Genomic DNA, 20,205 nt, shown 5'->3' on the forward strand with positions numbered 1-20,205 from the left:
CCGGCGGGCGCCCCCGCCTGATGCTCATGGACGGGCACTCGCTGGCGTACCGGGCATTCTTCGCGCTGCCCGCGGAGAACTTCACGACGGCGACGGGCCAGCCGACGAACGCGATCTACGGCTTCGCGTCGATGCTGGCGAACACGCTGCGCGACGAGGAGCCCACGCACTTCGCGGTCGCGTTCGACGTGTCCCGCAAGACGTGGCGCTCCGAGGAGTTCACCGAGTACAAGGCGAACCGGTCGAAGACCCCGGACGAGTTCAAGGGGCAGGTCGAGCTGATCGGCGAGCTGCTCGACGCGATGCACACGCCGCGCTTCGCGGTCGACGGCTTCGAGGCCGACGACGTGATCGCCACGCTCGCCACGCAGGCCGAGGCCGCGGGCTTCGAGGTCCTCATCGTCACCGGCGACCGCGACTCGTTCCAGCTCGTCTCGGAGAACGTGACGGTGCTGTACCCCACCAAGGGCGTCTCCGAGCTGACCCGGTACACGCCGGAGAAGGTCGAGGAGAAGTACGGGCTCACCCCGGCCCAGTACCCGGACTTCGCGGCGCTGCGCGGCGACCCGTCGGACAACCTGCCGGGCATCCCCGGTGTCGGCGAGAAGACGGCCGCGAAGTGGATCAACCAGTTCGGTTCGTTCGCCGAGTTGGTCGAGCGCGCCGAGGAGGTCAAGGGCAAGGCGGGGCAGAACTTCCGGGACCACATCGAGGCCGTGAAGCTGAACCGGCGGCTGACCGAGATGGTGCGTGACGTCGAGCTGCCGAAGACCGTCACCGACCTGGAGCGCGAGGCGTACGACCGTACGGCGATCGCGATGATCCTGGACACGCTGGAGATCCGGAACCCGTCGCTGCGCGAGCGCCTGTTCGCCGTCGACCCCGGTGCCGCCGAGGCCGAGGAGACCCCGGCCGAGCCGGGCGTCGAGCTGGACGGAAAGGTCCTCGCGACGGGCGAGGTCGCGCCGTGGCTCGCCGAGCACGGCAAGGCGGTCCTCGGCATGGCGACCGTCGACACCTGGTCGCTCGGTACGGGCTCGGTCACCGAGATCGCGCTGGCCGCCGCCGGGGGAGAGGCCGCCTGGTTCGACCCGTCGACGCTGGACGAGGCCGACGAGAAGGCCCTCGCCGCGTGGCTCGCCGACGCGAAGAAGCCCAAGGTGCTGCACAACGCCAAGAGCGTCATGCGGGTCTTCGCCGAGCACGGCTGGACCGTGGACGGCGTCACCATGGACACGGCGCTCGCCGCCTACCTGGTCAAGCCGGGCCGCCGCTCCTTCGCGCTCGACGCGCTGTCCCTGGAGTACCTGGGCCGTGAGCTGGCGCCTGCCGGGGCGGCCGACGGCCAGCTCGCGTTCGGTACCGACGAGGACGACCAGGCCGAGGCCGACGCGCTCATGGTGCAGGCCCGCGCGATCCTCGACCTCGGCGAGGCGTTCGGCGAGCGGCTGAAGGAGGTCGGCGCGGCCGATCTGCTCGCCGACATCGAGCTGCCCACGTCGACGCTCCTCGCCCGCCTGGAGCGGCACGGCATCGCCGCCGACCGCGCCCACCTGGAGTCCATGGAGCAGATGTTCGCGGGCGCCGTGCAGCAGGCGGTGAAGGAGGCGCACGCCTCCGTCGACGAGGAGTTCAACCTCGGCTCCCCGAAGCAGCTCCAGGAAGTCTTCTTCAACAAGCTCGACCTCCCGAAGACGAAGAAGACCAAGACCGGTTACACGACGGACGCCGACGCGCTCGCCTGGCTGGCCACGCAGACCGACCACGAACTCCCCGTGATCATGCTGCGCCACCGTGAGCAGGCCAAGCTCCGCGTCACCGTCGAGGGCCTGATCAAGACGATCGCCGCGGACGGCCGCATCCACACCACGTTCAACCAGACGGTGGCGGCGACCGGCCGCCTGTCGTCCACGGACCCGAACCTGCAGAACATCCCGGTCCGCACCGACGAGGGCCGCGCGATCCGCCGCGGCTTCGTCGTCGGCGAGGGCTTCGAGACGCTGATGACGGCGGACTACAGCCAGATCGAGCTGCGCGTCATGGCCCACCTCTCGGAGGACGAGGGCCTCATCGAGGCGATCACCTCCGGCGAGGACCTGCACACCACCGTCGCCTCCCAGGTGTTCGGCGTCCCCGAGTCCGCGGTCGACCCGGAGATGCGCCGCAAGATCAAGGCGATGTCGTACGGACTCGCCTACGGGCTCTCCGCGTTCGGCCTCGCCGGGCAGCTGAACATCGACCCGGGCGAGGCCCGCGGCCTGATGGACACGTACTTCGAGCGGTTCGGCGGCGTCCGCGACTACCTGCGCCGGGTCGTCGACGAGGCGCGCGCCACCGGGTACACCGAGACGATGCTGGGGCGGCGCCGCTACCTCCCGGACCTGAACTCGGACAACCGCCAGCGCCGCGAGATGGCCGAGCGGATGGCGCTCAACGCACCGATCCAGGGCACCGCCGCCGACATCGTGAAGATCGCGATGCTGAACGTCGACAAGGCGCTCACGGAGGCGAAGCTCACGTCCCGGATGCTGCTCCAGGTCCACGACGAAATCGTCCTGGAGATCGCCCCCGGCGAGGCCGCCACCGTGGAGGAGCTGGTCCGCCGCGAGATGGCCTCGGCGGTCACGCTCCGCGCTCCGCTGGACGTCTCGGTGGGCCTCGGCACGGACTGGGAGTCCGCAGCCCACTAGGGGTTGGTCTGCCGGGTGCGGGTCGCGTTGTCGCGGCCCGCACCCGGCTCACGACACGGGGCTCCGCCCCGGGCCCCGCGCCTCAAGCGCCGGCTGGGCTTGAAATGGCTCACCACTGCGTACAGCACCACCCCGAGGACGATCCCCGCGCCCGCGCCGAAGCACAGGGCCGGGACGATTTCCCACGGCTGCCAGGCGAGGCCCGCCCCGGCGACGTACGACAGCCAGCGCGTCACCCGCAGCGTCCCGGCGGCGCAGGCGCAGCCCGCGATCAGGCCCCACGCCAGCCACCGCTCCCCGGTGGACGGCGCGGGACCGGTGTCGACGGGGACCGCGCCCCGCACCGTCCACCACACGAACGCGGAGAGGACGACGAGCGCGACGGCCGAACCGGCGTACTGGACATACCAGTAGAGCGGGGAGCCCGCGAACGTCTCGCCGAGGACGGGGAAGAGACGCACGCCCCAGCGGCCGGGATGCGTGAAGGCGTCCCACACCACGTGCGTCGTGGCGCCGAGCGCCGCCGACACGTACCACCACAGCGGCCACCACCCCGTACGCGGCCGCACCACCGCCCCGACCCGGCCCCGCCCCCGCCCCGGCACCAGACCGAGCACCGGGTCCCGGATCAGCCGCCACAGGGCCACCAGCGCGAGCGCGAGCCCCACGTCCACGGTGAACACGCCGACGAACGAGTGCGTGAACGAGCCGAAGCCCATCGCCCCCGGCAGCGCCCCCGCCGCGTAGTACGTGAGATCGGGCGCGAACGACCCGGCGACGAGCAACGCGGGCACGAACGGCCCGCGCCCCGCACCGTCCCGCCGCAGGAACGGGAGCACGGCAGCGGCGTGGCTGATGGTGAACGGCATGTGTCCCCCTGTTGTCCGCTACGCGCGAGCGAGGAATCGTACGCCACCGCCACCTGGCTATTTGGTCAATAACGGGCACGAACGGGTGTCTGTGCGGCGGAAGTTGTCGTAGGGTCGGCGGGATCCGCGCGCTGGGGAGCGTCGCGGATCGGTACAGGCGGCAAGGGGAGGGTTCGAGGCATGGCGGCGGTATTCGGCAGGCGACTGCGCAGGGGTGTCATGACGGCCGCGGTCGCCGCCGCGGCGGTGGCGGCCCTTTCCGCGTCCCAGGCTCCGGGCGTGAGCCCTCCGAACGCGGACAGCGGCAGGTCCGCGGCGGATCGTTCCGACGACAACCCGCCGGACGCGGCGACGGGTCCGGACTACGACACCACGCTGCCCCCGCTGGACAGCCCCACCGACGACCCGACGGCCTCGCCGGGCACGGGCGGGAAGGTCGGCGGCGACTACTCCGGCATACCCGCGACCGTCCTCGACGCGTACAAGAAGGCCGCGGCCGAGATAGGCGGCAGCAAGCCGGGCTGCAACCTGGACTGGCAGCTGCTCGCCGCGATCGGCCAGGTCGAGTCCGGGCAGGCGGACGGGGGCAACGTCGACAAGGACGGCAACACGCTCAGCGGGATCACCGGCCCGCCTCTCGACGGCAACGGCTTCGCGAAGATAACCGACACCGACGGCGGCGCCTACGACGGCGACACCGTGCACGACCGGGCCGTGGGCCCCATGCAGTTCATCCCCTCCACCTGGGAGTGGGCGGGCCGGGACGGCAACGGCGACGGCAAGAAGGACCCGAACAACGTCTACGACGCCGCCCTCGCCGCGGGCCACTACCTGTGCCGCGCCGACCGCGACCTGTCCAACGCCACGCACCTGAACAAGGCGATCCTCAGCTACAACAACTCCACGGAGTACCTCGCCCACGTTCTGGCCTGGCTGGACTACTTCCGCAAGCACTCGCACGCGATCCCCGACGGCACCGGCATCCGGCCCCGGCACCCCAGCAGCGGTGGCGGAAGCGGCGCGAGCCCGTCGACGACGCCGTCCGAGCGTCCCTCCGGGTCGGGCTCGCCGGGCACGAAGGCCCCGTCGAAGAACCCGCCCAAGCCCCCCTCCGGCAACGGCGGTTCGACCTCTCCCGGCGGCAACACGGGCGGCAGTACGGGCGGCTCGAAGGACCCCGGCGAGACCACCCCGCCGCCCACGACGAGCCCGACGCCCCCTCCCGCCCAGTCCGTCACCAAGCTCGCCGACGCGGGCACCGGCAGCCTCGGCGCCCTTCAGGACGACTCCTTCGGCGAGCGGGTCAAGGTGAAGGCCACGAACGCGGCGGGCTCCGGCGTCGGCTCCGTGAAGATCCGCTTCGCGATCATCGGTGTCACCGACGCCAGGTTCTCCGGCGGTGCCACCAGCGCCACCGTCACCACGAGCAGCTCCGGCAAGGCCACCGCCCCGGCGATCGAGGCGGGCAGGAAGACTGGGCAGTTCACGGTCCGCGCCACCGTCGTCGGCCACAGCACGGTCGGCCACAGCTTCACGGCGAAGGTCACCGCACGCGCCGACAAGCTGGTCCGCGTCGGCGACGACGCGCTGAGCTGCGAGGCGGGCGGCACCTTCGACAAGGCCGTCGAACTGAAGGCGACCTACAAGGACACCGCCGCCGTCGGGGTCGCCGCGACCGCCACCCTCGTCACGTCCGAGGACGACGCGACCGCCGCGACCGAGGGCCCCTACTTCAAGGATGCCGAGGGCAGGACGGTCCGCACGTTCGCGGACCTCAAGACCGACGTCGCCGGGCGCCTCACGCTGCCGAAGCTGTACGCGGGCGACAAGACCGGCACGTTCGTGCTGCGCGTCACCACGACGGGCGGCGCGACGTTCACGACGGAGCTGAAGGTGACCGCGGCGTCCGCCTCGTAACACGCTCCGCACGACGCACAGTTGAGCCCCCGACCGGTACGCGGTCGGGGGCTCAACTACGTCCCGCACAACGTGTTCTCATTCCCGCTCCGCGTTGCTACGGTGCACCGACCCAGAGGCCTGACGCCTCATCAGATTCCGTCTGTCGTAGGGCTGTAGGGAGGTCGGACATGCGTGCCCTCATCGCCGCCGCCATCGGACTGGCCGCGGCACTCGCCCTCGTCCTCACCATGAGCGCCGTCGGCGCCCCGCCGGGTGAGACGTCCCCGAAACCGCTGCTGCACTCGGTCCCCAAACACCCGTGACACGCCCGTAGCTGAGGAGGGCCGCCGCGATGCGCCGCAAGGCCAGCCTGATCCTGCTCGCCTTCGCCGTGTTCTTCACGGCGCTGTCCCCGCTGATGCGCTGGTACGCGTTCCCGCGCCTCGCGAAGATCCCGCCCAGCCAGTACCAGACGATGGTCCTGGAGGCGAAGAACGCGACCCTCGTCGACTACGGGACCATGAAGGAGAAGAAGGTCCCCAAGCTCAGCATCGTGCAGACCCTCAAGGGCAACGTCGAGGCGTCGAACGAGGTGGAGAAGTCCGCCGGACGCGACGTCGTCGTCTGGGACGGTCTCACCTACGTCGTGGGGCCCGACGGCAAGATGGTCTCCCAGATCCCCGAGCGCTACATCTTCGACGCCCACAGCTCCGCGCCCGTGCACGCCAAGGGCGAATCGGTCGACGGCGACCCCGTCAAGCGCGAGGGCATCGAGTTCAAGTGGCCCTTCCTGACGGAGCCGCGCGACTACGAGTACTTCGACGCGCGCGCCCGCGTCACCCGCCCCATCGAGTACAAGGGAACCGAGAACTTCCACGGACTGGAGATCTACCGCTTCGAACAGACCATCCCGTGGACGAAGGTGCCGCTCCCCAAGAAGCTGCCCGTGAAGGGCATCACCCCGGAATCCGTCGCCAAGACGGGCACGCAGATGTGGTACTCGACCGTCCGCACCTTCCTGGTCGACCCGACCACCGGCGCCCCCGTCTACGGCGAGGAGCAGCACAAGGAGGAGATGCGCGGCGGCACCCTGCTCGCTGCGGACCCCGACAAGAAGGTCACCGCGTTCGCCGGCGACGTCAAGATGCGCCCCGACTTCATCGAGTCGACGGTCGACCTGGTCAAGTCCCAGCGCGTCCTGGTGCTGCTGCTGACGTCCTACCTGCCGTGGGGCTTCCTGATCCTCGGCGCGCTGCTGCTCGCGCTCTCGCTGTGGCTGGAGGCCCGCAGCCGCCGGCCGGGCGAACCGGAGGAGACGCCGGTGGCCGAGCCGGAGCCCGACCCGGTCAGCGTCTGAGGCGGGCGTTCGTGTGCCGCGTGGGCTCGGCCGTCGCCGGGTCCTCGGGCCACGGATGCTTGGGGTAGCGGCCCCGCAGATCGGCCCGCACGGACCGGTAGCCGTCGCCCCAGAACGAGGCCAGGTCGGCGGTGACGGCGGCGGGCCGCCCGGCGGGCGAGAGCAGATGCACCAGCACCGGAACACCCGCCACACGCGGCGTCTCGCGCAGCCCGAACATCTCCTGCAACTTCACCGCAAGGACGGGCTGTCCGGGATCCGAGTAGTCGAGCCGCACCCGCGAACCGCTCGGCACCGCAAGGCGCTCGGGCGCCAGCTCGTCCAGGCGGGCCGCCTCCCCGGTCGCCCACGGCAGCAGCCGCTTCAGCGCCTCCCCGGCGTCGATCCGCCCGAGGTCCGCACGGCGCCGCGCCGCGCTCAACTCCGGCTCCAGCCACTCGTCCACGCGCGCGTGCAGCGCCTCGTCGCCCACGTCCGGCCACGGCTCCCCGACGTGCCGCCGCAGAAAGGCCAGCCGCTCCCGCAGCGCCACGGCGTCCCTGCTCCACCGCAGCAGCCCGAGCCCCTCGCGCCGCAACCCTTCGAGCAGGGCGTCCCGTACGAGGCCGGGGGCGGGGTCCTTGAGCGGCCGTACGGCGAGTTCGACGGCGCCGAGCCGGGTGACATGCCGGGCCACCAACCCGCCGTCCGCCCACGCCACTTCGTCCCCCTCCCGGAACAGCGACGCCGCGGCCCCGCGGGCGGTCTCCTCGTCCACCACGGCGCCGAGCCGTACGCGCGCGTGCCCGGCCCCCACGGGCCGGTCGGCGACGGCCACGGCGACCCACTCGGCGTCCCGCAGCGCGGAGCCCTCGGGGACGTCGGCGCGGGTGCCGGACACCATCAGCAGCGAGCCGCCCGACCTGCGGGCGACGCGCTCGGGGAAGGCGAGGGCGGCGACGGTGCCGGCGGCGTGGTCGTCGGACCCGCCACCGCCCCGGCCGTCGCCACCGTGCTCCACCAGCGACGAAAGACGTCGCACCTCGGTGCGCCACCGCCCGGAGTACGCGTCACGCCCACGCCGGGCCGCACGCAACGCCTGCCCGAGATCGTCCCCGTAGTCGCGGGGCGGCTCCTCGCTCAGCAGCGCCACGACCTCCGCGGCCCGCTTCCCCGACACGAGCGGCGCCGCGTCCAGGAGCGCCCGGCCGAGCCGTGGATGCAGCCCGAGCCGCGCGAGCCGCGTGCCGCGCTCCGTCACCTTCCCGTCGCCCCGCACGGCGCCGACCGCCGCGAGCACCTCCCTGGCCGCCGCCATCGCCCCGCCCGGAGGGGCGTCGAGCAGCGCGAGCCCCGACGCGTCCGGGGCGCCCCAGCACGCCACCTGAAGCGCGAACGCCGTCAGGTCCGCCACCTTGATCTCGGGGGAGGGGAAGCGCGGCAGGCGCCCGTCCTCCGCCTCGTCCCAGCACCGGTACACCACACCCGGCGCCTCACGCCCGGCCCGGCCCGCCCGCTGCGTCCCGGTCGCGCGGGAAGCCCGTACGGTCGTCAGCGCGCTCAACCCGCGCGCGTGGTCCACCCGCGGCTCGCGCGCGAGCCCCGCGTCCACGACCACCCGCACGCCGGGCACCGTCAACGACGACTCGGCGACGGCGGTGGCGAGCACGACCCGCCGCCGCGCCCCCGGCGCCAGCACCGCGTCCTGCACGGCGGCCGGCGCCCGCCCGTGCACCTGGAGCACCTCGACGTCACCGAGATCCCCCAACTGCCCGGCCACGCGCGCGATCTCGCCGACGCCCGGCAGGAAGCACAGCACGTCGCCGTCCCGTTCCGCGAGCGCGCGGCGCACCACGGAGGCCACATGCGTGAGCAGCGCCGGATCCACCCGCATCCCGTGCGGCGGCCGCACCGGACGAGCGGGCGGCGCCCACACCGTGTCCACCGGATACGAGACGCCCTCGGCCGTCACGACCGGGGCGCCCCCGAGCAGCTCCGCCCACCCCTCGGCGTCCGTCGTCGCGGACGCCGCGACCAGTTCGAGCTCGGGCCGCAGCGTCTCCCGGACGTCCGACAGGAAGGCGGCCACGGTGTCCGCGTCCAGGTGCCGCTCGTGCACCTCGTCGAGCAGCACGGCGTCGACGCCGGCCAGCTCCTGGTCCCTTTGCAACCGTTGCAGCAGCACTCCGGTGGTGACCACCTCGACGCGGGTGTCCGGCCCGACGACGCGGTCGCCCCGCACCGTGTAACCGACCCGCTCCCCGACCTTCTCGCCGAGCAGCCACGCCATCCGCCGGGCGGCCGCCCGCGCCGCGATCCGGCGCGGCTCGGCGACCACCACACGACGTACGGGGGCGTCCTCGTCGAGCAGCCCGGCGAGGACGAGCGGCACCAGCGTCGTCTTGCCGGTGCCGGGCGGCGCCACGAGCACCGCGACCCCGCCCGCGTCGAGCGCGGAGCGCAGCGCGGGCAGCGCGGACCGTACGGGAAGTGCCTGCAGGGCGTCGTAACGAGGAGAACGAGGAGACGGAGAGGAAGAGGGAGAAGAGGGTGGGGTCACCCCCTCAGTCTCGCTCCCTCAGTCGCGCTCGCACACGAAGATCGACGTCCCCGGGATCAGGTTCCCGCGCAGCGGCGACCAGCCGCCCCACTCCTGCGTGTTCCACTCGGGCCACTCGGGCTCCACGAGGTCGACGAGCCGGAAGCCGCCCGCCACCACGTCCCGCACCCGGTCCCCGACGGTGCGGTGGTGCTCCACGTAGACGGCCCGCCCCTCGTCGTCCTGCTCCACATAAGGGGTGCGGTCGAAGTAGGAGGCGGAGACGCTCAGCCCCTCCGGGCCCGGCTCGTCGGGGAACGCCCAGCGGATCGGGTGCGTGACCGAGAAGACGAACCGGCCGCCGGGCCGCAGCACGCGGTGCACCTCGCGCATCACCTTCACCTGGTCCGCGACAAAGGGGAGCGCCCCGTACGCGGAGCAGGCCAGGTCGAAGGAGCCGTCCTTGAAGGGGAGCACGCCCGCGTCCGCCTCCACGAGCGGCACCTTGCCGCCGTCGATGCGCAGCGCGTGCTGGAGCTGGCGGTGCGAGAGGTCGAGGGCGACGGGGCGCGCGCCCTGGGCCAGCAGCCAGCGCGAGCACTGCGCGGCGCCCGCCCCGATCTCCAGGACGTCCTTGTCCGCGAGCTCGTCGAGCGGGCCGAGCAGTTCGGCCTCCATCTCGTCGAGCCCCTCGGGACACCACACGAAGCGGTCGTCGCCCAGGAACGTGCCGTGCTCGACCTGATAGTCGTCGGCGTTCCTGTCCCACCAGCCCCGGTTGGCGCGGGCGCTCTCGGTGGTGTCCGCGGCGCGCCGGGTGGCGGTCGAGTCGTCGTCGACCGACGAGGGCGGGTCGTACGCTTCGATTGGTCCGGACTCTTGGATGATCGGCTCCCTCGTAATAATCTGCGGGCCCTGCGGTGCGAGTGGCCTCGTGAGACAGGTTTTGTGCCGGGTATGCGGCGATCCGCCCCCGGTGTGCGCGTTCGCGCATTGACCCTGTCCGGCTGCCCCCGTATGCTACAAGTTGCGCTGCGGGCCTGCGCACCTCGGACATAGCAGGCTGTGCTCGCATCTGTTGTATGTCCCCTCGGTTATCGAGGCGCCACCGGTTCCTCAGGGAAGTCCGGATTCGGCGCTTCCAAGGCTGTCCGGCTTCATCAGAGCGAAACGGGCTCCCGGCGTAGCAGTACCCACCGACTTTCAATGTCCGCCGGAGCCCTTTCCCACATGACGAGCAGCACCGAGACCACCGCCACCACCCCGCAGGTTGCGGTCAACGACATCGGTAACGAGGAAGCTTTCCTCGCCGCCATCGACGAGACGATCAAGTACTTCAACGACGGCGACATCGTCGACGGCGTCATCGTCAAGGTTGACCGGGACGAGGTTCTCCTCGACATCGGTTACAAGACCGAAGGTGTCATCCCGAGCCGCGAGCTCTCGATCAAGCACGACGTCGACCCGAACGAGGTCGTGGCCGTCGGCGACGAGATCGAGGCCCTGGTTCTCCAGAAGGAGGACAAGGAAGGCCGTCTGATCCTGTCCAAGAAGCGCGCTCAGTACGAGCGTGCCTGGGGCACGATCGAGAAGATCAAGGAAGAGGACGGGATCGTCACCGGTACCGTCATCGAGGTCGTCAAGGGTGGTCTCATCCTCGACATCGGCCTCCGTGGCTTCCTGCCGGCCTCCCTCGTCGAGATGCGCCGCGTTCGCGACCTTCAGCCTTACGTGGGCAAGGAGCTCGAGGCGAAGATCATCGAGCTGGACAAGAACCGCAACAACGTGGTCCTGTCCCGCCGTGCCTGGCTCGAGCAGACCCAGTCCGAGGTTCGCCAGACGTTCCTCACCACCCTGCAGAAGGGTCAGGTCCGCTCCGGCGTCGTTTCCTCGATCGTCAACTTCGGTGCCTTCGTGGACCTGGGTGGCGTCGACGGTCTCGTCCACGTCTCCGAGCTCTCCTGGAAGCACATCGACCACCCGTCCGAGGTTGTCGAGGTCGGCCAGGAAGTCACCGTCGAGGTCCTCGACGTCGACATGGACCGCGAGCGTGTCTCCCTGTCGCTGAAGGCGACGCAGGAAGACCCGTGGCAGCAGTTCGCCCGCACGCACCAGATCGGCCAGGTCGTTCCCGGCAAGGTCACGAAGCTGGTTCCGTTCGGTGCGTTCGTCCGCGTCGACGAGGGCATCGAGGGCCTGGTCCACATCTCCGAGCTGGCCGAGCGCCACGTGGAGATCCCGGAGCAGGTCGTCCAGGTCAACGACGAGATCTTCGTCAAGGTCATCGACATCGACCTCGAGCGTCGCCGCATCAGCCTCTCGCTGAAGCAGGCCAACGAGGCCTTCGGCGCCGACCCGTCGGCCGTCGAGTTCGACCCGACCCTGTACGGCATGGCCGCGTCCTACGACGACCAGGGCAACTACATCTACCCCGAGGGCTTCGACCCCGAGACCAACGACTGGCTCGAGGGCTTCGACACCCAGCGCGAGGCCTGGGAGACCCAGTACGCCGAGGCGCAGCAGCGCTTCGAGCAGCACCAGGCTCAGGTCATCAAGTCCCGCGAGGCCGACGCCCAGGCCGAGGCCGAGGGTGCTGCGGCTCCCGCCGGTGGCTCGGCTCCGGCCGCCTCCGGTGGCGGCGGCGGCTCGTACTCCTCGGAGACGGCCGACAACTCCGGCGCGCTCGCCTCGGACGAGGCGCTCGCCGCGCTTCGCGAGAAGCTGGCGGGTGGCCAGAGCTGAAACGCTCTGCGCTAGCAGGTAGTTAGCGGTGGGCCCGCACCTTACGGTGCGGGCCCACCGTTTTTTTGTGCCCTGGGCCACAGAGGGTGAGCTCGTCGGCCGTGCCACCGGCGATGTTGCTGCGCGCGCAGTTCCCCGCGCCCCTTTGGGGCGCTCCCCAACGGGAATGTACGTACCCGCTCCGGTCGTTGTTCGGGGGGAACACGAGGAGGAGCGGTCACTGTGCTTGATCCGCAGGATTTGTACTCATGGGAGCCGAAGGGGCTCGCCGCCGTGGACATGGCGCTGGCCCAGGAGTCGGCCGGATTGGTCATGCTCTACCACTTCGACGGTTACATCGACGCGGGTGAGACCGGCGACCAGATCGTCGAGCGGCTCCTCGACTCGCTGCCGCACCAGGTGGTGGCCAGGTTCGATCACGACCGGCTGGTGGACTACCGGGCCCGTCGCCCGCTGCTCACGTTCCGGCGCGACCGCTGGACCGAGTACGAGGAGCCGGTGCTCGAGGTACGGCTCGTACAGGACGCGACGGGGGCGCCGTTCCTGTTGCTCGCCGGGCCCGAGCCGGACGTCGAGTGGGAGCGGTTCGCGGCCGCCGTGCGGCAGATCGCGGAGCGGCTCGGAGTGCGCCTCGCGGTGAACTTCCACGGGATCCCGATGGGCGTCCCGCACACCCGCCCCGTCGGCCTCACCCCGCACGGCAACCGCACCGATCTGGTGCCCGGGCACCGCAGCCCGTTCGACGAGGCACAGGTGCCGGGCAGCGCCGCGTCCCTCGTCGAGTACCGCCTCATGGAGGCAGGGCACGACGTCCTCGGCGTCGCCGCGCACGTCCCGCACTACATCGCCCGCTCCGCGTACCCGGACGCCGCGCTGACCGTCCTCGAGGCGATCACCGCCGCGACCGGCATGGTGCTGCCGGGCGTCGCGCACGGGCTGCGCACCGAGGCGCACCGCACGCAGACGGAGATCGACCGCCAGGTCCAGGAGGGCGACGAGGAGCTGGTCTCCCTCGTCCAGGGCCTTGAGCACCAGTACGACGCGGCGGCCGGAGCGGACCAGCGGGGCAACATGCTGGCCGAGCCGGTGGACATCCCGTCCGCCGACGAGATCGGCCAGGAGTTCGAGAAGTTCCTGGCGGAACGCGAAGGCGATGCCTGATCACAGGGCCTAAGCTTCCGCTTATGTTGAAGGTGGGGCTGACCGGCGGAATCGGCGCCGGCAAGAGTGAGGTGTCACGGCTGCTCGTGGAGCGGGGGGCCGTGCTGATCGACGCCGACAGGATCGCGCGGGAGGTCGTCGAGCCCGGGACCGAGGGGCTCGCGGCCGTCGTCGAGGCGTTCGGCGACGAGGTGCTCGCCCCGGACGGCAGCCTCGACCGGCCGAAGCTCGGCACCATCGTCTTCGCCGACGCCGACAAGCTGGCCACGCTCAACAGAATCGTGCACCCGCTGGTCGGCACCCGCTCCGCCGAGCTGGAGTCCGCCGCGGGCCCCGACTCCGTCGTCGTGCACGACGTACCGCTGCTCACCGAGAACGGGCTGGCACCCCTCTACGACCTCGTGGTCGTCGTCGACGCCAGTACCGGGACCCAGCTCGACCGGCTGACCCGGCTGCGCGGCATGAGCGAGGAGGACGCGCGGGCCCGGATGGCCGCGCAGGCCACCCGCGAGAAGCGCCTGGAGATCGCGGACATCGTCATCGACAACGACGTACCCATCGAGCGGCTGAGAGAGCGCGTCGACGAGGTGTGGGCGGAGCTGGCGCGCCGGGCGCGCGCCGCCACCGCGTGATCGTCCTCGCCGCCTGCACCGCGCTCGGCGGTCTGGTGGCGCTGGCCGCGGGCGCGTACGGACTGCGCAGGACCCGCCGCGTGCGGGGCGCGGGGAACATCGCGCAGGCTTTGGTCAAGCCGCCGCGGCAGGGGTCCGAGCGGCCCCTTCTCCAGTTCGAGACGGGCGACGGGCGGGTCGTCGAGGTCGTCTCGCCCGTGCCGCCCAGCAAGCGGCGGCCGCTGCCCGCGGGCGGCGTCGTCAGCGTCGCGTACGACGCCGAGGACCCGCGCGAGACCGTGCTGCTCGGCGGGGAGCGGCCCGGAGTGGACCGGGCCTTCATGATCGCGGGAGCCGTGCTCGTGCTCGTGGGCATGGTGCTCGCGGTGTCCCTGAGCCGCGCGCGCTGATCGCCGCGCGTGTTCCCCCGGCGGGCCACGGGAAGGAATAGCCCTTACGGTCCACGGTGTTGACCTGTTCGACACCAGGAGGAGGTTCGTCGTGCCCGAGGCCACCCCGGAGACACACGTCATCGACTATCGCGCCGCCGAGCAGCTCCTGGCCGCGCGCGATCCGCGCGGAGCGGTGAAGCTTCTGGACGACGTGCTCGCGGTCTACCCGGAGCACACGGCGGCCCGGCTGCTGCGGGCCCGCGCGTTCTTCGCCGCCGCGCAACTGCGGGCGGCGGAGCTGGAGTTCACGATCGTCCTGGAGCGCGAGCCGGACAACGCGTTCGCGCACTTCGCGCTGGCCAGGACGTACGAGCGGTGGTCGCGGCCGCAGCAGGCCCGGCGGCACTTCCGGCTCGCCGCCGCGCTCGATCCGCAGCCGGAGTACCTGGCGGCGGCGCGCTTCGACGACTGACGCGAGGCCACGGCCGAAAGGCCACGATTGATGGGTCACGGCCGAGGCGTCAGGGTGCCCTGCGGTACGGCGGGACGTCCCGGCCCGGCTGGTAGTGCGGGCCCTGGCGGATGTGGCGCAGGATCATGAACAGGTCGACCGTCGTGATCAGCCAGAGGACTCCGCAGGCCAGCGCCCACCACGGACGGTGCGCCAAGAGGAACGCGACGGTTCCGAAGACCGTCCAGACCAGCCCGAACAGCGCGAGGCCGAGCCTCAGGCGCAGCGGGCTGCGCGCGGTGACCGGCTCGTCACCGGTGCGGACGAAGTGCGCCGGGTGCGGCACATGTGCGTGCCGCGGATGCGCGCGGTTCATGGTCACCATCCCCTCGGCGCGCGGGCGACGGGGCAAGGGGGCGTGCTGCTCCCCCTTCCAGGGTGCCACGGGCGGCCGGAGCGCGGGGAACGGCCCGGCACGGTGGTTCGTTGGGCGGGCATGAGCCTTGAGATGCGTACGGGATACGAGGGCACGGGGCCGGGCGCGATCACGCCCGACGGTTGCGCCGTGGAGCTGTACTCGCGGCTTGTGGCCGAGGACGAGCCGGACGTCGTCGCGGGCGCCGTGCCCGCGGGCGCGACGCTGCTGGAGCTCGGCTGCGGGGTCGGGCGCGTGACGCACCCGCTCGTCGAGCGCGGTTTCACGGTGACGGCGGTGGACGAGTCGCCGGAGATGCTGGAGCGGGTCAGGGGAGCGCGCACCGTGCGCGGCGCCATCGAGCACCTCGACCTGGGCGAGACGTTCGACGCGGTGCTGCTCGGGTCGATCCTCGTCCACACCGGGGACGCCGAGGTGCGGGCCGGGATGCTCGCCGCGTGCCGGCGTCATGTCGCCGCCGACGGCTGTGTGTTGATCCAGCGCGAGCCGCAGGGCGCGCACGAGAACCTGCCGCGTGAGGTGACCGGGCCCGGCGGCGGCTTCACGATCCGCAAGCTCCACTCGGAGCCGGTCGGCGACGGGGTGCGCTCGGTGAAGGTCGAGTACGTGTTCCCGGACGCGGTGTGGACCCAGACGTACCGGGCCCGCCCGCTCACCCCGGAGGAGTTCGAACAGGCGCTGGCGCAGGCCGATTTGAAGATCGACCGGGTGTTGACGGAGAACGGGAGTTGGGTGCGGGCGGTTCCGGCGTGACGGTGTGCGGCGTCCGTTGAGTTCGGGCGCCGCTCCCACGCCACGGGGCTCCGCCCCGGACCCCGCTGCTCAATCTCCCCCAGCTACCGCTGGGAGGTGCCCCCTGCAGGGGCTTGATGTGCCGCTCAATCGTCGGACGGGCTCGAGTCGCTTCCCGGCCCCTGGCCGAAGACGCCGCGCAGGCGTTCCAGTTCCCTGCGGTCCCGTTTCGTGGGGCGGCCCGTGCCGCGGTCGCGGACGCCGACCGGGGCGACGACCGCGCGCGGGGGCGGTGGCGGCGAGTTGTCGACGTAGGCCTCGGCGGCGACCGGCGCCCCGACCCGCTTGCGGATCAGGCGCTTGACCTTGACCAGGCGCTCGCGTCCGCCGGGCTGGCGCACCCGCACCTCGTCCCCGATGTGCAGCGCGTACGCCGGCTTGACGCTCGTCCCGTTGACCTTGACGTGCCCGCCCTTGCAGGCGGCGGCGCCCGCCGAGCGCGTCTTGACCAGGCGTACGGCCCAGATCCAGCTGTCGACCCGCACGCTGCCGTCCTGCGGCGGCTGTGACGTTCCCGGTGTCTCCGATGCCATGCGTCGACCTTAATGCCGTTGCCGCCCCCGTCGGCGAGCCCCGGACGAACCACCCCCACTCTGCACGGATAATCCGGGCAAAACGCAACAAGGTGCGAGCGAGGGGTGTGTACGTCATGGCAGCCACGGACAAGGACCTGCGGGCGGAGGTGGACCGACTGATGGACGGGCTGCGGTCCGACCTGGAGCGGCTCGCCGCCATCCCGTCCGTCGCCTTCCCCGGCCACCCGCAGGAGCCGGTGCGCGAGGCGCACGACCTGCTCGTCGGGCTGCTGAGGGACGCGGGCGTGGAGCACGTCGAGACCCTCGACCTGCCCGACACCGCGCCGGTGATCTTCGGCGAGATCCCGCCGCCCACGCCCGACGCCCCGACCGTCCTGCTCTACTCCCACTACGACGTGCAGCCACCCGGCGACGAGAGCCTGTGGAAGTCGCCGCCGTTCGTGCCGACCGAGATCGAGGGCGGGCTGCGGGCGCGCGGCATCGCCGACGACAAGTCGAACGTCATCGCCCACCTCGGCATGCTGCGGGCCTTCGGCGGCCGGCCGCCCGTCGGCGTGAAGATCGTCTTCGAGGGCCAGGAGGAGTACGGCAGCCCCTTCGACGCGTACCCGCCGACCGACCCGGACCGGTTCGCCTGCGACGCCATGGTCATCGCCGACCTCGGCAACATCCGCCCTGGCACCCCCACCCTCACCACGGGCCTGCGCGGCGCCGCCGAGGTCACCGTCGAGGTCCGCACGCTCGAAGAGGCCCGCCACAGCGGCGAGTTCGGCGGCGCGGCCCCCGACGCCCTGCTCGTCCTCCTCAAGGCCCTGGCCACGCTGCACGACGTGCACGGCGACGTCGCCGTCGAGGGCCTGCGCCGCGACGAGTGGACCGGCACGAGCTACACCGACGACGAGTTCCGCGAGCTCGCCGGCATCGAGGAAGGGCTGCCGCTCCTGGGCAGCGGCACCCTCGGCGAGCGCCTGTGGAGCGGACCCGCGATCACCGTCATCGGCCTCGACGCGCCCAGCGTGGCGGGCGCCGCGTCGGCCGTCGTCCCGCACGCCCGCGCCAAGCTGAACCTGCGCTTCCACCCCCAGCAGGACCCGAACGAGGCCCAAGAACTGCTCGTCCGGCATCTGCGCTCGCTGCGGCCCTTCGGCATCGCGCTCACCGTCACCCCCGGCGACACAGGCCCCGGCTACGAGGCGGACACCGGCGGCCCCGCCTACCGCGCGGCCTGCGCCGCGCTCAAGGAAGCATGGGGCACCGACGCCTCGTACGTCGCGACCGGCGGCTCCATCCCGCTGGTCAACGGCCTCGCACAGGCCGCCCCGAACGCCGAGGTGCTGCTCTTCGGCGCGCAGGACAACCTCTGCAATCTGCACGCCCCCAACGAGCGTGTCCTCTTCTCCGAACTGCACGCCACGGTCGTCGCGATGTGCGCGTTCGTGCGGGAGTACGCGGCCGACTTCGGGAGCGGTTCATGAGCACGACCGGCACGACCGAGGCTCCCGAACAGCCCCCGGCGAAGAAGAAGTTCAGTTTCCCCAGCGCCCTCACCGTCCTCGCCGTCGTCACGATCGCGATCTGGCTGCTCGCGTTCCTGATCCCGTCGGGGGAGTACGACAGGAACGGCGACGGCGCGCCCGTCGAGGGCACGTACCAGCGCGTCGACTCCGGGCAGAGCTTCGTCGACCGGCTCAACGATCTGTTCCTCGCGCCGGTCAACGGCCTCTACGGCATCCAGGACCCGAAGACCTCGCTCGTCTCGCCGGACAACTCCGGTGATCTGTACGGCAGCGCGGGCGTCTTCCTCTTCGTGCTCGCCATCGGCGCGTTCATCACCGTCGTCTTCGCGACCGGCGCCCTCGACCGCGGCATCGGCCGCCTCGCCCACCGCCTGCGCGACCGCGGCGCGCTCCTCATCGCGGGCGTCATGGCCGTCTTCTCCGTCCTCGGCACGGTCGAGGGCTTCGCCGAGGAGACGCTCGGGTTCTACGGGCTGATCGTGCCGCTGATGCTGGCGCTCGGCTACGACCGGATGACGGCGGTCGGCGCGATCATCCTCGGCGCGGGCGTCGGCGTGCTGTGCTCGACGGTCAACCCGTTCGCGACCGGAGTCGCCTCCTCGGCCGCCGAGATCTCGCTGGGCGACGGCATCGCGCTGCGGTTCGTGATGTGGATCGTGCTGACCGGGGTCACCATCGCGTACGTCATCCGCTACGCGAAGCGGGTGCGGCGCGACCCGGAGCGCTCGATCTCCGGCTTCCTGCCGGGGGACCGGGACCTGAACGAGACGGACACCGCATCGGCCGAGGTCCCCGAGCTGACCGCCCTGCACAAGTCCGTGCTGGGCGTCACGGCCCTGGTCTTCGCCTTCATGATCTTCTCGGTGGTGCCCTGGGCGAGCGCCCTGACCGGCGACGCCGGAGCCACCCCGTACGGATTCGAACTCGACTGGTCGTTCCCGCAGTTGGCGGCGGTGTTCCTGGTCGCGGCCGTGCTCGTCGGAATCGTCGCGCGGATGGGCGAGCAGAAGCTCAGCTCGACGATCATCCAGGGTGCCGCCGACTTCGTCTCGCCCGCGCTCGTCATCCTGCTGGCCCGCGGCGTCACCGTGATCATGAACAACTCGAAGATCACGGACACGGTGCTGCACGCGATCGAGGGCGTCGTGAAGGGCACCTCGTCCGGCATCTTCGCGATCATCGTCTTCCTCGTGAACCTGCCGCTCGCCTTCCTCATCCCGTCCACGTCCGGGCACGCCACCCTCGCCATGCCGATCCTCGCGCCGCTCGCCGACTTCGCGGACGTCTCGCGGGCGGTCGTCGTCACCGCGTGGCAGGCGGCCAGCGGCTGGATGAACCTGTGGGTGCCGACGACCGCCGTCACCATCGGCGGCGTCGCCCTCGCCAAGGTCGGCTACGACCGGTACCTGCGGTTCGTGTGGCCGCTGCTCGCCGTCCTGTTCGTGCTGGTCTGCGTGTTCGTCGCGCTGGGGGCCGCGTTCACGTAGCCCCTATCGTCGGGAGACATGGACGGTCTCGGTGAACTCGACGGGCGCATCAGCGACTGCCGGGCCTGCCCGCGGCTCGTCGAGTGGCGTGAGGAGGTCGCGCGCACCAAGCGCGCGGCCTTCGCCGACGAGACGTACTGGGGCAGGCCCGTCCCCGGCTTCGGCCCGCACGACGCCTCGCTCCTGATCGTCGGCCTCGCGCCCGCCGCGCACGGCGCCAACCGCACGGGCCGCATGTTCACCGGCGACCGGTCCGGCGACGTCCTCTACCGGGCCCTGTACGACATCGGGCTCGCCTCCCGGCCGGACGCGGTGAGCGCCGACGACGGGCTCACCCTGCACGGCGTGCGGATCACCTCGCCCGTGCACTGCGCGCCGCCCGCCAACAAGCCGACCCCGGCCGAGCGCGACACCTGCCGGCCCTGGCTCGTCCAGGAGCTGAACCTGCTGCGGCCCACCCTGCGCGCGGTCGTCGTGCTCGGCGCGTTCGGCTGGCAGGCGGCGCTGCCCGCGTTCGCCGAGGCGGGCTGGGAGGTGCCGCGCCCGCGCCCCGCCTTCGCGCACGGCGCCCGCGTCGACCTCGAAGAGCTTGCGATCTTCGGCTGCTTCCACGTGAGCCAGCGCAACACGTTCACGGGCAGGCTCACCCCCGAGATGCTGCGGAGCGTCCTGCGGGACGCGGCGGAGTCGGCCGGATTGCACCCGTTCGGCCCAACTCCGCAGGACCGCGGCGCTCCCGCTTCCTAG

18 protein-coding genes are annotated in these 20,205 nt (G+C 71.8%); 13 read left to right on the top strand and 5 right to left on the bottom strand.

What is annotated here, in order from left to right:
• Window positions 1-20: 20 nt before the first annotated feature.
• Entirely contained in the window at window positions 21-2,690 is a 2,670-nt protein-coding gene (polA, locus tag ACY34M_RS05085; RefSeq protein WP_462718924.1) for a DNA polymerase I, read from the top strand.
• Here polA and ACY34M_RS05090 read toward each other — a convergent pair.
• Complete coding sequence (locus ACY34M_RS05090; protein WP_462718711.1) at window positions 2,687-3,559, bottom strand: DUF4184 family protein; 873 nt, start codon at window positions 3,557-3,559, stop codon at window positions 2,687-2,689. The two genes, polA and ACY34M_RS05090, sit on opposite strands and share 4 nt — an antisense overlap.
• 180 nt (window positions 3,560-3,739) lie before the next feature.
• Here ACY34M_RS05090 and ACY34M_RS05095 point away from each other — a divergent pair, with 180 nt between their 5' ends.
• The 3 genes from ACY34M_RS05095 (at window position 3,740) to ACY34M_RS05105 (ending at window position 6,815) form a co-directional block, all read left to right on the top strand.
• Window positions 3,740-5,476 carry a lytic transglycosylase domain-containing protein gene (locus tag ACY34M_RS05095; RefSeq protein ID WP_462718712.1) on the top strand — a complete coding sequence of 579 codons (1,737 nt, stop codon included), beginning with the start codon at window positions 3,740-3,742 and terminating at the stop codon, window positions 5,474-5,476.
• Between the two features lie 170 nt (window positions 5,477-5,646).
• Complete coding sequence (locus ACY34M_RS05100) at window positions 5,647-5,781, top strand: SPW_0924 family protein (RefSeq protein ID WP_462718713.1); 135 nt, start codon at window positions 5,647-5,649, stop codon at window positions 5,779-5,781.
• A 29-nt stretch (window positions 5,782-5,810) separates the two neighbouring features.
• Complete coding sequence (locus ACY34M_RS05105) at window positions 5,811-6,815, top strand: PorA family protein (protein WP_462718714.1); 1,005 nt, start codon at window positions 5,811-5,813, stop codon at window positions 6,813-6,815.
• Here ACY34M_RS05105 and hrpB read toward each other — a convergent pair.
• Both hrpB and ACY34M_RS05115 read right to left on the bottom strand, forming a co-directional pair.
• The gene (gene hrpB / locus ACY34M_RS05110) at window positions 6,805-9,354 is read right to left on the bottom strand and encodes an ATP-dependent helicase HrpB (RefSeq protein WP_462718715.1); all 2,550 of its coding nucleotides are present in this window, start codon (window positions 9,352-9,354) and stop codon (window positions 6,805-6,807) included. The genes ACY34M_RS05105 and hrpB overlap by 11 nt on opposite strands.
• An 18-nt stretch (window positions 9,355-9,372) precedes the next feature.
• On the bottom strand, window positions 9,373-10,200 hold the full coding sequence (locus tag ACY34M_RS05115; RefSeq protein WP_462718925.1) for a class I SAM-dependent methyltransferase: 828 nt from the start codon (window positions 10,198-10,200) through the stop codon (window positions 9,373-9,375).
• Window positions 10,201-10,563: 363 nt separating this feature from the next.
• Here ACY34M_RS05115 and rpsA point away from each other — a divergent pair, with 363 nt between their 5' ends.
• The 5 genes from rpsA to ACY34M_RS05140 all read left to right on the top strand — a co-directional run bounded on the left by rpsA (window position 10,564) and on the right by ACY34M_RS05140 (window position 14,711).
• Window positions 10,564-12,075: a 30S ribosomal protein S1 gene (gene rpsA / locus ACY34M_RS05120; protein ID WP_462718716.1), complete on the top strand. Its 1,512-nt coding sequence runs from the start codon at window positions 10,564-10,566 to the stop codon at window positions 12,073-12,075.
• Between the two features lie 222 nt (window positions 12,076-12,297).
• Complete coding sequence (locus tag ACY34M_RS05125) at window positions 12,298-13,236, top strand: PAC2 family protein (RefSeq protein ID WP_462718717.1); 939 nt, start codon at window positions 12,298-12,300, stop codon at window positions 13,234-13,236.
• A 23-nt stretch (window positions 13,237-13,259) separates the two neighbouring features.
• Window positions 13,260-13,868, top strand: a complete 609-nt coding sequence (gene coaE, locus ACY34M_RS05130; RefSeq protein WP_462718718.1) for a dephospho-CoA kinase — start codon at window positions 13,260-13,262, stop codon at window positions 13,866-13,868.
• Window positions 13,865-14,257, top strand: coding sequence for a hypothetical protein (locus ACY34M_RS05135; protein ID WP_462718719.1), 393 nt, complete (start codon window positions 13,865-13,867; stop codon window positions 14,255-14,257). The genes coaE and ACY34M_RS05135 overlap by 4 nt, the downstream gene beginning before the upstream one ends.
• Window positions 14,258-14,348: 91 nt before the next feature.
• Window positions 14,349-14,711, top strand: a complete 363-nt coding sequence (locus ACY34M_RS05140; RefSeq protein WP_385765588.1) for a tetratricopeptide repeat protein — start codon at window positions 14,349-14,351, stop codon at window positions 14,709-14,711.
• Between the two features lie 49 nt (window positions 14,712-14,760).
• Here ACY34M_RS05140 and ACY34M_RS05145 read toward each other — a convergent pair whose 3' ends face one another.
• Complete coding sequence (locus ACY34M_RS05145) at window positions 14,761-15,066, bottom strand: DUF6343 family protein (protein ID WP_462718720.1); 306 nt, start codon at window positions 15,064-15,066, stop codon at window positions 14,761-14,763.
• Between the two features lie 132 nt (window positions 15,067-15,198).
• Here ACY34M_RS05145 and ACY34M_RS05150 point away from each other — a divergent pair, with 132 nt between their 5' ends.
• Window positions 15,199-15,879: a class I SAM-dependent methyltransferase gene (locus ACY34M_RS05150; RefSeq protein ID WP_462724104.1), complete on the top strand. Its 681-nt coding sequence runs from the start codon at window positions 15,199-15,201 to the stop codon at window positions 15,877-15,879.
• Between the two features lie 125 nt (window positions 15,880-16,004).
• Here ACY34M_RS05150 and ACY34M_RS05155 read toward each other — a convergent pair whose 3' ends face one another.
• On the bottom strand, window positions 16,005-16,451 hold the full coding sequence (locus ACY34M_RS05155) for an RNA-binding S4 domain-containing protein (RefSeq protein ID WP_462718722.1): 447 nt from the start codon (window positions 16,449-16,451) through the stop codon (window positions 16,005-16,007).
• Between the two features lie 116 nt (window positions 16,452-16,567).
• On the opposite strand from ACY34M_RS05155, the gene ACY34M_RS05160 reads away from it, so the two are divergent.
• Genes ACY34M_RS05160 through ACY34M_RS05170 form a run of 3 tightly spaced genes read left to right on the top strand, consistent with a single transcriptional unit; the run spans window position 16,568 to window position 20,205 of the window.
• Window positions 16,568-17,929: a M20/M25/M40 family metallo-hydrolase gene (locus ACY34M_RS05160; RefSeq protein WP_462718723.1), complete on the top strand. Its 1,362-nt coding sequence runs from the start codon at window positions 16,568-16,570 to the stop codon at window positions 17,927-17,929.
• Window positions 17,926-19,458, top strand: coding sequence for a YfcC family protein (locus ACY34M_RS05165; protein ID WP_462718724.1), 1,533 nt, complete (start codon window positions 17,926-17,928; stop codon window positions 19,456-19,458). The genes ACY34M_RS05160 and ACY34M_RS05165 overlap by 4 nt, the downstream gene beginning before the upstream one ends.
• 18 nt (window positions 19,459-19,476) lie before the next feature.
• Window positions 19,477-20,205 carry a uracil-DNA glycosylase gene (locus tag ACY34M_RS05170; protein ID WP_462718725.1) on the top strand — a complete coding sequence of 243 codons (729 nt, stop codon included), beginning with the start codon at window positions 19,477-19,479 and terminating at the stop codon, window positions 20,203-20,205.

The organism is Streptomyces sp. EDA2-14, assembly GCF_054963755.1.